Origin of the sequence: Rhizocola hellebori, assembly GCF_016862955.1 — a bacterium.
GTDB lineage: Bacteria > Actinomycetota > Actinomycetes > Mycobacteriales > Micromonosporaceae > Rhizocola > Rhizocola hellebori.
Map to the genome: position 1 here is coordinate 44,367 of NZ_BONY01000048.1, position 12,219 is coordinate 56,585.

13 protein-coding genes are annotated in these 12,219 nt (G+C 66.6%); 10 read left to right on the top strand and 3 right to left on the bottom strand.

All coding sequences use genetic code 11. The features are described 5' to 3' along the window. Window positions 1–22: 22 nt before the first annotated feature. Window positions 23–1,159 (bottom strand): NADH-quinone oxidoreductase subunit D, encoded by a 1,137-nt coding sequence (locus Rhe02_RS31815; protein WP_203912119.1) that lies wholly within the window; start codon window positions 1,157–1,159, stop codon window positions 23–25. Continuing rightward, window positions 1,156–2,013: an SAM-dependent methyltransferase gene (locus Rhe02_RS31820; RefSeq protein WP_239124179.1), complete on the bottom strand. Its 858-nt coding sequence runs from the start codon at window positions 2,011–2,013 to the stop codon at window positions 1,156–1,158. The genes Rhe02_RS31815 and Rhe02_RS31820 overlap by 4 nt, the downstream gene beginning before the upstream one ends. Before the next feature lie 117 nt (window positions 2,014–2,130). On the opposite strand from Rhe02_RS31820, the gene Rhe02_RS31825 reads away from it, so the two are divergent. The 8 genes from Rhe02_RS31825 to Rhe02_RS31860 are packed head-to-tail and all read left to right on the top strand — an operon-like array spanning window position 2,131 to window position 9,446. Next, entirely contained in the window at window positions 2,131–3,000 is an 870-nt protein-coding gene (locus Rhe02_RS31825) for a Rossmann-like and DUF2520 domain-containing protein (RefSeq protein WP_203912120.1), read from the top strand. Next, window positions 2,997–3,806, top strand: coding sequence for a pantoate--beta-alanine ligase (gene panC / locus Rhe02_RS31830; protein WP_203912121.1), 810 nt, complete (start codon window positions 2,997–2,999; stop codon window positions 3,804–3,806). The genes Rhe02_RS31825 and panC overlap by 4 nt, the downstream gene beginning before the upstream one ends. Further along, on the top strand, window positions 3,806–4,234 hold the full coding sequence (gene panD, locus Rhe02_RS31835; protein ID WP_203912122.1) for an aspartate 1-decarboxylase: 429 nt from the start codon (window positions 3,806–3,808) through the stop codon (window positions 4,232–4,234). Before panC ends, panD begins: the two co-directional genes overlap by 1 nt. Before the next feature lie 46 nt (window positions 4,235–4,280). After that, window positions 4,281–5,144 (top strand): septum formation family protein, encoded by an 864-nt coding sequence (locus Rhe02_RS31840; RefSeq protein WP_203912123.1) that lies wholly within the window; start codon window positions 4,281–4,283, stop codon window positions 5,142–5,144. Window positions 5,145–5,194: 50 nt separating this feature from the next. After that, window positions 5,195–6,097 (top strand): septum formation family protein, encoded by a 903-nt coding sequence (locus Rhe02_RS31845; RefSeq protein ID WP_203912124.1) that lies wholly within the window; start codon window positions 5,195–5,197, stop codon window positions 6,095–6,097. Window positions 6,098–6,137: 40 nt separating this feature from the next. Beyond that, window positions 6,138–7,781 (top strand): L-aspartate oxidase, encoded by a 1,644-nt coding sequence (locus tag Rhe02_RS31850; protein ID WP_203912125.1) that lies wholly within the window; start codon window positions 6,138–6,140, stop codon window positions 7,779–7,781. Next, window positions 7,778–8,662: a carboxylating nicotinate-nucleotide diphosphorylase gene (gene nadC, locus Rhe02_RS31855; protein ID WP_203912126.1), complete on the top strand. Its 885-nt coding sequence runs from the start codon at window positions 7,778–7,780 to the stop codon at window positions 8,660–8,662. The genes Rhe02_RS31850 and nadC overlap by 4 nt, the downstream gene beginning before the upstream one ends. Window position 8,663: 1 nt before the next feature. Further along, entirely contained in the window at window positions 8,664–9,446 is a 783-nt protein-coding gene (locus Rhe02_RS31860; protein ID WP_203912127.1) for a type III pantothenate kinase, read from the top strand. Between the two features lie 32 nt (window positions 9,447–9,478). Here Rhe02_RS31860 and Rhe02_RS31865 read toward each other — a convergent pair whose 3' ends face one another. Continuing rightward, a complete protein-coding gene (locus Rhe02_RS31865; RefSeq protein ID WP_203912128.1) occupies window positions 9,479–10,213 on the bottom strand; it encodes a class I SAM-dependent methyltransferase in 735 nt (244 codons plus the stop codon). 70 nt (window positions 10,214–10,283) lie between these two features. On the opposite strand from Rhe02_RS31865, the gene lysS reads away from it, so the two are divergent. After that, window positions 10,284–11,738 (top strand): lysine--tRNA ligase, encoded by a 1,455-nt coding sequence (gene lysS / locus Rhe02_RS31870; protein ID WP_203912148.1) that lies wholly within the window; start codon window positions 10,284–10,286, stop codon window positions 11,736–11,738. A 46-nt stretch (window positions 11,739–11,784) separates the two neighbouring features. Further along, the gene (locus tag Rhe02_RS31875) at window positions 11,785–12,138 is read left to right on the top strand and encodes a histone-like nucleoid-structuring protein Lsr2 (protein WP_203912129.1); all 354 of its coding nucleotides are present in this window, start codon (window positions 11,785–11,787) and stop codon (window positions 12,136–12,138) included. The last annotated feature ends 81 nt before the right edge of the window (window positions 12,139–12,219 follow it).

Below are 12,219 nucleotides of genomic sequence, written 5' to 3' on the forward strand. Positions count from 1 at the left end.
GGGGCGAGCGCGGGCGGGGGTTTTACTTATCGACGTCGCCTACTACGAAGAACATTGAGCCGAGGATGGCGATCAGGTCGGGGACCAGGCAGCCGGGGAGCAGGGTGGACAGGGCCTGCACGTTGGCGAAGGAAGCGGTGCGCAGCTTGAGCCGCCAAGGGGTCTTCTCGCCGCGTGACACGAGGTAGTAGCCGTTGATGCCCAGCGGGTTCTCTGTCCAGGCGTAGGTGTGACCCTCTGGCGCCTTGACCACCTTGGGCAGCCGCACGTTCACCGGGCCTTTGATCTGGTCGACCCGGTCGAGGCATTGGCGTGCCAGCTCCAGCGACACATAAACCTGGTCGAGAAGGACCTCGAAGCGCGAATGGCAGTCGCCTGCGGTCCGGACCACCACGGGAACCTTGAGCGATCCGTAGGCGAGATAGGGCTCGTCGCGGCGGAGGTCGAAGTCGAGACCGGACGCCCTCGCAACCGGGCCGGAGGCGCCGTAGGCGGCGGCTTGGGCGGCGGTGAGCACGCCGACTCCGACCGTGCGGGCCATGAAGATGTCGTTGCGGCGGATCAGCCGGTCGAGGTCGGGCAGGCGCTTCTCCACCAGACCGATGGCGTCGCGGGCGCGGGAGGTCCAGCCGGCCGGGGCTTCCTCTTTGAGCCCGCCCACCCGGTTGAACATGTAGTGCATCCGGCCGCCCGAGATCTCCTCCATGACTGCCTGCAGGGTCTCGCGCTCACGGAAGGCGTAGAAGACCGGGGTTATGGCACCGATTTCCAGCGGATAAGAGCCGAGGAACATCAGATGGTTGAGGACCCTGTTCAGCTCGGCCAAAGCGGTGCGCAACCACACCGCCCTTTCCGGCACCTCGATGCCCATCAGGCGTTCCACGGCCAGGGCCGCGCCGAGCTCGTTGCTGAAGGCGCTCAGCCAGTCATGCCGATTCGTCAGCACCAGGATCTGGCGGTAGTCGCGCACCTCGAAGAGCTTCTCGGCGCCGCGGTGCATGTAGCCGATGATTGGCTCGGCGCTGATCACCCGCTCGCCGTCGAGTTTGAGGCGAAGCCGCAGCACTCCGTGCGTTGAAGGGTGCTGCGGGCCGATGTTGAGCACCATGTCGGTACCAAGACCGCCGGTTCCGGTCGCGACAGTGACTTCCGCCGTCATAGCGCACACCCTAACGGGTGCAGGAGCCACCAGTGACCACCTAATCCATTTGGATCGGTGAGTGTGGCGGCCTCGCTTGCCTCGGCCAGGGCACGTAGATATCCAGCGGGATCGTGATAGGCCAGCTCCAGCGGAGGCCGGGTGCCGTTGACGCCCAGCCAATGCAGGGCCTCGCGTTGGGTCAGCACGGTCCAGGGCAGGCCGGTCGCCGCGGCGGCGGAGTCGATCGCGACGTGACAGGTCAGGTCGGTGCTGCCGTCGAGGAGCGGTTCCACCTCGCGCCCGTCGCGGAAACCGGCCAGGGTCGGCGCGCTGGGTCTGGTACCCAGAAAATGTCCATAATCGACGGTGAGAGCCAGCCCTCGGTTGAGGTGGCTGACGGCCTTTGCCCACGCCTTGTCGCGCTCGCGTCCTATCTCGACGGTGCCTTCCGGGTTCGGCCACCACCGCTGAATCCACTCCGCGTCGGGGGCGCTGACCGGCTCGCCGTCATGCAGGTAGCGACCGTCCTGGGCGAGGTCCAGCGGGACGTTGTCGAGCCATTCGGTGGCCAGGAGCAGGCCGACGATGCCGTCCGGGATGTGGTCGCCGATCTCGACCGGGCGCAGGCGGGCACGGCCGGGCAAAAGCGGCTGGAGGTTGGCCAGCAGCTCGCCGCCACCGGCTCCGACATCCACCACGTCGAACGGGTCCGGCCTGCCCAGCTGCTCGTCGAGCTCGCCGATGAGACGGGCCAGGGCGCGGGCGAAAAGTGGCGACTGTGCGCTGGTCAGGAAGTGTGAGGCGGGCCGGGCGCGCACGAAGAAGCCTGCTGGCCCATAAAGCGCCTCGTGCATCGCTGTTCGAAACCGCATTCGATGACTCTAAGGCGACTAAACGCCACCGTTAGGTTTCGCACAGATGCTTGGCAAGCGAACAGGTCGCGGACGCATACTGATCGCGACCGGTACCCCAGGGACGAGGACTGGATCATGATTGTTGGTGTCATCGGCGCCGGCCGGGTAGGCGCTGTCATGGGCGCGGCCCTGCGTGCGGCAGGTCACCGCGTGGTCGCCGTTTCCGGCGCTTCTCCTGCCGCCAGGCGTCTCCTTCCGGGCGTAGCTCACCTGCAGCCCGACGAGGTCGCCGTGCGGGCCACCGATCTGCTGATCGTGGCCGTTCCCGACGACGCGCTCGCGGGAGTGATCTCGGGTCTGGCCCGGATGGGCGCCCTGCAGCCGAATCAGATCGTCGCGCACACCTCCGGCGCACACGGGCTTGAGGTGCTTGCCCCCGCTGTCGCCGCCGGCGCTCGCCCGCTTGCGCTGCACCCGGCGATGACTTTCGCCGGAACTGCCGCCGACCTGGGGCGGCTGCGTGGTATTTCGTTTGGTGTGACCGCACCACCCGCCATGCAGGAAACCGCCGCCGCTCTGGTCGACGACCTCGGCGGCACGCCGGAGTGGATCGCCGATGAGAAGCGTGCGCTTTACCACGCGGCGCTGGCGCACGGCGCCAACCATCTGGTGACCCTCATCAATGAGGCCGCCGATCGGCTTCGTGACGCCGGCGTTCTGCACCCGGAGAAGGTGCTGGACCCGTTGGTCCGCGCGGCGCTGGAAAATGCGCTGCGGATGGGGGACAACGCGCTGACCGGCCCCGTTTCGCGGGGCGATGCCGGCACCGTCGCCCGGCATGTGGCGGTCCTCGGCGAGACCGCACCGGAGTCGCTGCCGGTTTACCGGGCGCTGGCACGCCGCACAGCCGATCGCGCGATCTCAAGCGGGCGTCTGCGCAGCATGGACGCGGAGGCCCTGCTCGACGTGCTGGCAAGCCCCGGCACGGTCGAGGCAGTGTCATGACAGAGGTGGTCAACACCCGCAACGCCCTGTTCGAAGCGAAGCGATCGGGGAAAACCGGCGTCGTCATGACGATGGGCGCGCTTCACGCGGGTCATGCCGCGCTGCTTCGGACGGCTCGCGCGCAGGCCGACTTCGTGATCGCGACCATCTTCGTGAACCCGTTGCAGTTCGGGCCTAACGAGGACCTGGCGCGCTACCCGCGCACCTTCGACGCGGACGTGGCCATGTGCGAGGCCGAGGGGGTCGACCTGGTCTTCGCGCCGCCGGTCGAGGAGATGTATCCGGGCGGTCAGCCCGTGGTCACCGTGGATCCGGGTCCGCTGGGCGGCCAGCTGGAAGGCGAACACCGCCCCGGCCACTTCGCCGGGGTGCTGACCGTGGTGCTCAAGTTGCTCAATCTCACCCGAGCCGACGCCGCGTACTTCGGCGAGAAGGACTATCAGCAGCTCACTCTGATCCGCCGGATGGTTCGTGACCTTGAGGTGCCGGTCGAGATCGTCGGGGTGCCGACCGTACGCGAGCCCGACGGTCTGGCGCTCTCGAGTCGGAATCGCTACCTATCCGACGCGGAACGCGATCTGTCGCTTAGCCTGTCTCGGGCGCTGCGACGCGGTGGGGCACAGCGCACAGTCGATGCGGTTCTGGCCACTGCGGCCGCGGAGCTGGCGGGGATCGACGTTGACTACCTTGAGCTTCGCGACCCGGAGCTCGGGGCACCTCCGGCGCAGGGTTCGGCCCGTCTCCTGGTTGCGGCAAGGATCGGGACCACCCGGCTCATCGATAACACCCCTTTGGAGCTGAGCTGATGTTCTCCCGCACCATGTTCAAGTCGAAGATCCACCGCGCCACGGTCACCCAAGCTGATCTGCATTATGTGGGATCGGTAACCATCGATGAAGATTTGATGGAGGCCGCCGATCTGCTTCCCGGAGAACAGGTGGCGATCGTCGACATCACCAACGGGGCACGTCTGGAGACCTATGTCATCGCGGGCCAGCGCGGCTCGGGAGTGATTGGCATCAACGGTGCCGCCGCCCACCTGGTGCACCCTGGGGATCTGGTCATTCTGATCTCGTACGCGCAGATGGACGACGCGATTGCTCGCAGCTATGTGCCAAAAGTGGTGCATGTCGATGCCGACAATCGGATCCTGTCGCTGGGCGCCGACCCGGCCGAGGCGGTGGCCGGGATGGCCGGCGATGTCATCCGGGGAGACCTCACACTCTCGCGCTAAAGCGGCCGAATCGGATACGCTCCCCGCGTCATGGGGAGGGGTGTCGATGCGGCGATCTGTGCTCGGCGTGGGTCTGTCGTTGGCGATCCTGTCCGGAGGTTGCGATCTAACCCGGGCCAGTCTCACCGATGAGTGGCCGCAAATGCCTGCGGTGCAAGCGTTTGCGCCCCAGGCGGAGGTGTGCCATGCGGCGGTCGCCGCCTCGGTCGACTCGCGCAGCTACCGGCCGGTCGACTGTGCCCAGAAGCATCTGGTGCAGACTGTCCACGTCGGACAGTTGACCGGCGACGTGGCCACGCTCGCGGCGCCGCCCAAGCTCTCCGACGCCGCGGCGGAGCCCGCCTACGCCGAGTGCGACCGGGGCGTAAAGGCGAGACTTGGCCGCGATTGGCGAGACTTCCGGCTCAACGTGGTGGTCCACCTGCCGACCGCAGCCGCCTGGACCGGTGGCGCGCGCTGGGTCCGGTGCGATGCGGTGATTCCCCGCGATCTCGCCCGGCTGGACGACCACGACCTGATCGAGCGGGAAGGCCCGCTGACCGGGCCGGCCCTCGAGGCGCTGGCGCTGGGCTGCTTCGCCTACCGCAGCGCGCCCGGCGCGAGCCTGACCGGGGTGGAGTGCGCTCAGCCTCACAACGCCGAATACGTTGGCGCAGACTTCATGCCGGCCGGCACCAAGTACCCGGACGTGGATAGTGACTGGGACAAGCTGCACGAAAAATGCTTCGTTCTCGCGGCCGCGTTCGTCGGGGTGACCCGCTCGGCGCTGACCACCGGGGTCAGCTCGTGGATCGAGAACGAGAGCCGTTGGCAGGGCGGCGATAGATCCATCCGCTGCTATCTCTGGTTGGACGAAAAGACGATGTCGGCGTCGGCCAAAGGGAGCCGAGGGCTGGGCATTCCCTCCTGAGAAAGTGAAGTATGCTCGCCCCCTTGCTTTTACTTTGGGGAGGGCCGCAGATGCGACCGGGGATCAAGCGTGGGATAGCAGGCGTGGTGCTCGCCGGCCTCACCCTGCTGGCATCGGCATGTGCCAACCCTCCTGGCACGGACGGCAACCTCGTCAACGAGTGGCCGGAGATAGCGGCGCCGGAGGGCTGGGTGCCCAAGGCTGACACCTGCCACAAGGAGTTCGCCATGACCTCCTACCGGCGCGCCTACACGCCGGTCTCGTGCACCACTGAGCACCGCTACGAGACCGTTCACCTCGGCGAGTTCACCGGCGATGCCGCCAAGCTGACGGCTCCGCCGACCGCGCCGGGCAACGCCGATCTGCTCGCCGCCTACAAGGATTGCGACGCCAAGACCACCGCCTTCGTCGGCGGTGAATGGCGATCAGGGCGGCTGTGGATCGGGGTCTCGGTGCCATCACCCGGCGCGTGGGAAGGCGGCGCGCGCTGGTACAGGTGCGAGGTCTCGCTCAGGGAGGACGACCCCTATCTGCCCGGCCCGGCGAATTGGTCCAAGAGCCTCAAGGGCGAGTTCAGCGCCCAGTCCGAGCTGAAGTACGGCTGCTACGACATCCCCTCCGACGAGAAGAAGGCCTGGGTTGTTGTGGCGTGTACGGCGGGCCACAACGCCGAGTTCGTAGGGACTTTCCCGGTGACCGATGCGTGGGCGACGCTCAACGACGAGGCCGTCGCCAAGACGATCCACACCAAGTGCCGCTCGATGATCGCTGGATATGTCGGGGTACCAGACAACGGTGACATGAAATACCGCACCGGCACCTACTACCACTATCCGAGCGAAGCCGAATGGGCCGATGGCGATCACGCCATCCGCTGCCACCTCTGGCTTAGTGGCAAGACTCTTACCCGCTCGCTGAAGGGCACCGGAAACAGCGGCCTGCCGATCAACTGAGGGTGACGATCAGCACAGGCCACCTGTATGTGAACGGGGTATGGCGGCGAGGTTGACTGTCCTTGTGCCTTTGCCTGTTTTGCCGACGCGTCTCGCGGCGCGGCAGCCGACCTGGTTCGAGCCCACCGACGTGGTGGTCATCGGCTCCGGGGTGGCCGGCCTGACCGCCGCGCTCCACCTGCGTGAGGCGGGTCTTCACGTCACGGTCGTGACCAAGGTCAACATTGATGACGGGTCGACACGATGGGCGCAGGGCGGCATAGCGGCCGTCCTCGATCCGTTCGACACCCCCGAAGCCCACGCGCAGGACACCATGGTGGCCGGGGTGGGCATCTGCGATCCGGCGGCCGTCGATGTCCTGGTCCGGGAAGGCCCGGCCCGGATTCGCGATTTGATTAAGCTGGGCACCTCCTTCGACCGCCACCCCGACGGTTCGCTGATGCTGACCCGGGAGGGCGGGCACCACGCGAACCGGATAGTCCACGCGGGCGGTGACGCCACCGGCGCGGAGGTGCAGCGCGCCCTCCATGCCGCGGTACGCCGGGATCCGTGGATTCGCTTGGTGGAACACGCTTTGGTGCTCGATCTGCTCCGCGACGAGTCGGGCAGCGCGTGCGGGGTGACGCTGCACGTGCTCGGCGAGGGAAGCCCCGACGGCGTGGGAGCGGTGACGGCCCGTGCGGTCGTGCTCGCGACCGGTGGGCTGGGCCAGGTTTTCGCGGTCACCACCAACCCGTCAGTGTCCACAGGGGACGGTGTCGCGCTGGCGATCCGGGCCGGGGCCGCGGTTACCGACGTCGAGTTCGTGCAATTCCATCCCACCTCGCTCTACCTGCCCGGCCATCGCACCGCTCAGCAGCCTCTGGTCAGCGAGGCGCTGCGGGGCGAGGGTGCTTATCTGGTCGACGGCGACGGCAAGCGCTTCATGGTGGGCCGCCACGAGCTGGCCGAGCTGGCGCCCAGAGATGTTGTCGCCAAAGGGATCCATCGGCAGATGCTGGCCGACGGCACCGATCACGTCTTCCTTGACGCTCGGCATGTGGAGGAGCTGGCGGCCCGATTCCCCACCATCACCGCCTATTGCCTCTCGGCGGGAGTGGATCCGACCGTCGACCTGATCCCGGTGGCGCCCGCGGCCCACTATGCCTCCGGCGGCGTGCGCACCAACCTCGACGGCCGCACGAGCATCGCGGGCCTTTACGCGTGCGGCGAGGTGGCCTGCACCGGGGTGCACGGCGCGAATCGGCTCGCGTCCAACTCGCTGCTCGAAGGTCTGGTCTTCTCGCGGCGGATAGCGGAGGACATCGTGCGCGACCTTCCGCCGCAACGTGACCCGGTGCTCCCCGCGGCCGCTGCAGCACCCGCGGGCCAGGAAAATGCGGCCGCCCGGACGCTTCTGCAGCAGGCGATGACCCGCGGCGCCGGCGTGCTGCGCAGCGAGGCCACGCTGGCGCAGACCACCGAGGTGCTGGCCGAGGTTGCGCAGGGCCCGCAAAGCTGGGAGCTGTCCAACCTGATCACCGTGGCGAGCGCTCTGGTCGGGGCCGCGTCGGCCAGGCGCGAGACGCGGGGGTGTCACTGGCGGGAGGATTTCCCTGACGCGCTCCCGGCCTGGCGGGGCCATCTCCTCGCCGAGCTGGCCGAGGACGGAAAGCTCACCCACACCTGGGAGGCTATGGCATGAGAGATGACACGGGGCTTCGTCTTCGCGAGGCCGGGCTCGACCCGCTCGACGTCAGCTGGATAGTGGAAAACGCGCTGCGCGAGGACATGGGGCCACAGCACCTCGATGTCACCAGCGTGGCGACCATCCCGGCTGAGCAGGTCGACACCGCGGAGCTCGTGGCACGACAAAGCGGCGTGCTGGCCGGGCTGGCGGTGGCCGCCGCGGTTTTCGAGATGGCCGGGCCCGGGGCGCAGGTGAGCTACGCCGCCACCGACGGCTCTCGGTTCGAGCGCGGTGACGTGCTGGCCACCATCACCGGTCCCACCCGCACCCTGCTCGCCGCCGAACGAACCGCGCTGAACCTGCTGTGCCGCATGTCGGGTGTGGCCACTCACACCCGAGCCTGGGCCGATGAGCTGACCGGGACAGACGCTCAGGTCCTGGACACCCGTAAGACCACACCCGGGTTGCGTGCGCTGGAGAAATACGCGGTACGGGCCGGCGGCGGCACCAACAAACGCATGGGTCTGTACGACGTCGCGATGATCAAGGACAACCACAAGCTGGCCGCGGGTTCTATTACGGCCGCGTTCGAGCGGGTGCGTGCCGCGTACCCGGAGGTGACCGTTCAGGTCGAGGTGACCACGGTCGACGAGGCCCGCGAAGCGGTCGCGGCGGGCGCCACATTTCTGTTGTGCGACAACATGTCTCCGGCCACTCTGCGCGACGTCGTGGCGGCGGTCGGGGAGTCGGCCGAGCTGGAGGCGACCGGCGGTCTCACCCTCGAGGTGGCGCGCAAGTATGCCGAGACCGGGGTGAACTACCTCTCCGTGGGGGCACTCACCCATTCCTCGCCTATCGTGGACATCGCGCTCGATTTGCGGCCCAGGGAGATCTAACGTGCTGCTGACCATCGACATCGGTAACACCAACACGGTGCTGGCCACCTTCGACGGCGACAAGCTCGTGCACTCCTGGCGGGTCAAGACCGACTCACGCAGCACGGCCGACGAGTTGGGTCTGATGTTCCGAGGGCTGCTGGCCGGCGACAACGTGGAACTGACCGGCATCTGCGCGTGCTCCACCGTTCCGGCCGCGCTTCGCTCGCTGCGCACCATGCTTGCCCGCTACTACTCCGGCCTGCCGACGGTCATCGTCGAGCCGGGCGTGAAGACCGGTGTGCAGCTGGCGATCGACAATCCCAAGGAGGTGGGCGCCGATCGCGTGGTCAATACCCTTGCGGCGCATCATCTTTTCGGCGGCCCGGCGATCGTCGTCGACTTCGGCACCTCCACCAACTTCGACGCGGTAAGCGCGCGGGGTGAGTTCCTCGGCGGCGTGCTCGCGCCGGGCATCGAGATCTCGGTGGACGCGCTGGCCGCGCGCGCCGCCCAGCTTCGCAAGGTGGAGCTGGTCAAACCGGCCCGGGTCATCGGCAAGAACACCGTGGAGTGTCTGCAATCCGGTGTCATATATGGCTTCGCGGGCCAGATCGACGGCGTCGTGGCGCGGATGATCGAGGAGCTGGGCGAGGTCACCGCGGTCATCGCGACGGGCGGCTTGGCACCCGTCGTCATTGACGAGTGCCGCACCATCACCCATCACGAGCCCATGATCACTTTGATCGGGCTCCGCCTGGTCTACGAACGCAACGAACCGGCGCGACTGGCCGCAGGCCAGTGACAAGCCGGCCGAGGCGCCGACAGGCGCTCATGTCACTTCTTGAAAGCGCGAAAGACGCTGGTTGTCAGCTTGAGGTGGAACTCGTCGCGGCCGCGTAGCTCGGGGTCGGTCGCGCACAGCTGTGCCACCTGAGCCCGCAGCTCGGCCTGCTGCTCGGGCGTGGCCACCAGGTAGTAAGAGCGGGAGCTGATGAGGTCGACGAGGCCCTGCGGAGACTGGGTCACCACGTGCTCGAAGTTGTTCGTCTCGATCTGTGTGAACAGCGGCCCGAAGTCTGTGACGTTGTTCGCCGCCCACTGATGCGACTGGCCACCGGACATGATGGAGTCGAGCTTGGCGGCCCACGCCTTGGTGGTGTCGCGCTCGTTCCACATGGCGGCGAAGACGCCCCCGGTCTTGAGCACCCTGGCGATCTCCGGATGGGCCAGCTCCGGGTTGAACCAGTGGTAGGCCTGACCGCTGATGACCGCGTCGACGGACGAGTCGGGCAGCGGGATGTCCTCGGCAGCGCCGGCTAGCGCGGTCACACCGGGGGTAGTGGCATCCAGTTGCGCCCTCATGCCCGGGTCGGGCTCAACCGGTACCACGTCAAAGCCTGCTTTTATAGCAACTCGGCTCAGCAGGCCGGTTCCAGCGCCCAGGTCCACGACGCGCTTTGGTGGCGAACCGAGCGCCCAAGTCAGGGCGGCGAGGGGGTAGGTCGGGCGGACTCGGTCATAGTGCGCGGCGGCCGCGCCGAAGGAAAGGCGATGCGAGTCAAAATCCACGCTCGGTAGGCTAGTCGCCGTGACGACGACGAGCGAAGCAGGCCAGGGCCAGGATGATCTCCCGGAGCAGATGAGGATCCGGCGAGCCAAGCGAGAGTCCCTGCTTGAGGCTGGCCACGAGCCCTATGCGCTGACCTATCCGCGCACCGCGACGCTCAAGCAGATCCGCGAAAAATACCCAGATCTGCCAATCGATTCGGCCACCGGTGACGTGGTCGCGACGACCGGCCGGGTCATGTTCGTGCGTAACACCGGCAAGCTGTGCTTCGCGACCCTGCAGGACGGCGACGGCACCCAGCTGCAAGCGATGCTCTCGCTGGACAAGGTCGGCGCGGAGCGGCTGGAGGAGTGGAAGCGGCTTGTCGACCTCGGCGACCAGGTCGGGATAACCGGTGAGGTGATCAGCAGCAAGCGCGGAGAGCTGAGCGTGCTCGCCTCCGATTGGTCGATGACAGCTAAGTCACTGCGGCCGCTTCCCGTGGCGCACAAGGCGATGAGCGAAGAGGCCCGGGTGCGGCAGCGCTATGTCGACCTCATCATGCGGCCGGAGGCCCGGGACATGGTCAGGGCTCGGGCCACCGCTGTGCGAAGCCTGCGCGACTCGTTCCATCAGCGCGGCTTCGTCGAGGTGGAGACCCCGATGCTGCAGCTGATCCACGGAGGCGCCGCCGCGCGCCCCTTCATCACCCATTTCAATGCGCTTGATCGCGATGTCTATCTGCGGATCGCGCCGGAACTCTTTTTGAAGCGCTGCCTCGTGGGCGGGATCGACAAGGTATTCGAGATCAATCGGAACTTCCGAAACGAGGGTCTTGACTCGTCTCATTCGCCCGAGTTCGCGATGCTCGAGTTCTATGAGGCCTACTCCGACTACGACCGGGGCGGGACGCTCTTACGAGAGCTGATTCAGGAGGCCGCAATGGCCGTCGCCGGATCACATGTGGTCACCCATGCCGACGGCACGGAATTCGACCTCGGTGGCGAATGGCGATCCATCACCGTGTTCGGCTCGCTTTCCGAAGCGCTTGGCGAAGAGGTGACCGTAGAAACGCCCTATGAACAACTCGTTGGCTTTGCGCAAAAAATCGATCTCGCGGTTGATCCGAAGTGGATTCCAGGCAAGCTGGCCGAGGAGCTGTTCGAAGAGCTGGTCGTGCCCACTCTGCAACAACCCACATTCGTGAAGGACTATCCCGAGGACACCTCCCCCCTGGTACGGGCGCATCGCTCGCAGCGCGGGCTGGTGGAAAAGTTTGACCTTTATGTGAGCGGATTCGAACTCGGAACGGGCTATTCCGAGTTGATCGATCCGGTGATCCAGCGAGACCGCTTCGAGCTTCAGGCGAAGCTGGCACAAAAGGGTGACTCGGAAGCCATGCCGTTGGATGAGGATTATCTGCGCGCAATGGAGTATGGGATGCCTCCCGCGGGTGGCGTCGGAATGGGAATCGACCGGCTCTTGATGGCGCTGACCGGCCTGGGCATTAGGGAAACGATAATGTTCCCTCTGGTCCGACCGGAATAGGTTGGTTTATTCTGGCGGTTCACCCATTTAATCGGAGGGCACCCGCATGGCGAGGCGCGAAATCATTGTGCTGCAGGATGACCTGGACGGATCTGAGAAAGACGTTCGTGTGGTGAAGTTCGGATTCGAGGGCGTGAATTACGAAATCGATCTCGGCCCGGCCAACTTCGACAAGCTTGCGCAGGTGCTCGCGCCCTATGTGGCGGTGGCCCGTAAGGACCCCTCCTCCCGCCGGACGGCCGGTCCCGCGGTGAAGACCAAAGGGCTTTCCGCGGCCGAGCAGCGGGCGAAGAATCAGCGCGTGCGGGATTGGGCCAAGAGCCAGAAGATGAAGGTCAGCGAGCGGGGAAGGGTGCCCGCAAAGCTAAGCGAGGCTTATCACGCAGCAGGGCTTCGATAGAGCCGTGGTCGCGGCGGTTTTCGCTCTGCGCGTAGACGTCGGTACCGCGGAACACGCGAGCAGGCGGCAAGGTTGGCTCTA

Excerpts from the sequence above, each read along its gene's own strand:
- Rhe02_RS31815 (WP_203912119.1), bottom strand. The coding sequence starts at position 1,159 with ATGACGGCGGAAGTCACTGTCGCGACCGGAACCGGCGGTCTTGGTACC.
- Rhe02_RS31840 (WP_203912123.1), top strand. The coding sequence starts at position 4,281 with ATGCGGCGATCTGTGCTCGGCGTGGGTCTGTCGTTGGCGATCCTGTCC.
- Rhe02_RS31820 (WP_239124179.1), bottom strand. The coding sequence starts at position 2,013 with ATGCGGTTTCGAACAGCGATGCACGAGGCGCTTTATGGGCCAGCAGGC.
- lysS (WP_203912148.1), top strand. The coding sequence starts at position 10,284 with ATGAGGATCCGGCGAGCCAAGCGAGAGTCCCTGCTTGAGGCTGGCCAC.
- nadC (WP_203912126.1), top strand. The coding sequence starts at position 7,778 with ATGAGAGATGACACGGGGCTTCGTCTTCGCGAGGCCGGGCTCGACCCG.
- panD (WP_203912122.1), top strand. The coding sequence starts at position 3,806 with ATGTTCTCCCGCACCATGTTCAAGTCGAAGATCCACCGCGCCACGGTC.
- Rhe02_RS31875 (WP_203912129.1), top strand. The coding sequence starts at position 11,785 with ATGGCGAGGCGCGAAATCATTGTGCTGCAGGATGACCTGGACGGATCT.
- Rhe02_RS31850 (WP_203912125.1), top strand. The coding sequence starts at position 6,138 with ATGGCGGCGAGGTTGACTGTCCTTGTGCCTTTGCCTGTTTTGCCGACG.
- Rhe02_RS31825 (WP_203912120.1), top strand. The coding sequence starts at position 2,131 with ATGATTGTTGGTGTCATCGGCGCCGGCCGGGTAGGCGCTGTCATGGGC.
- panC (WP_203912121.1), top strand. The coding sequence starts at position 2,997 with ATGACAGAGGTGGTCAACACCCGCAACGCCCTGTTCGAAGCGAAGCGA.
- Rhe02_RS31845 (WP_203912124.1), top strand. The coding sequence starts at position 5,195 with ATGCGACCGGGGATCAAGCGTGGGATAGCAGGCGTGGTGCTCGCCGGC.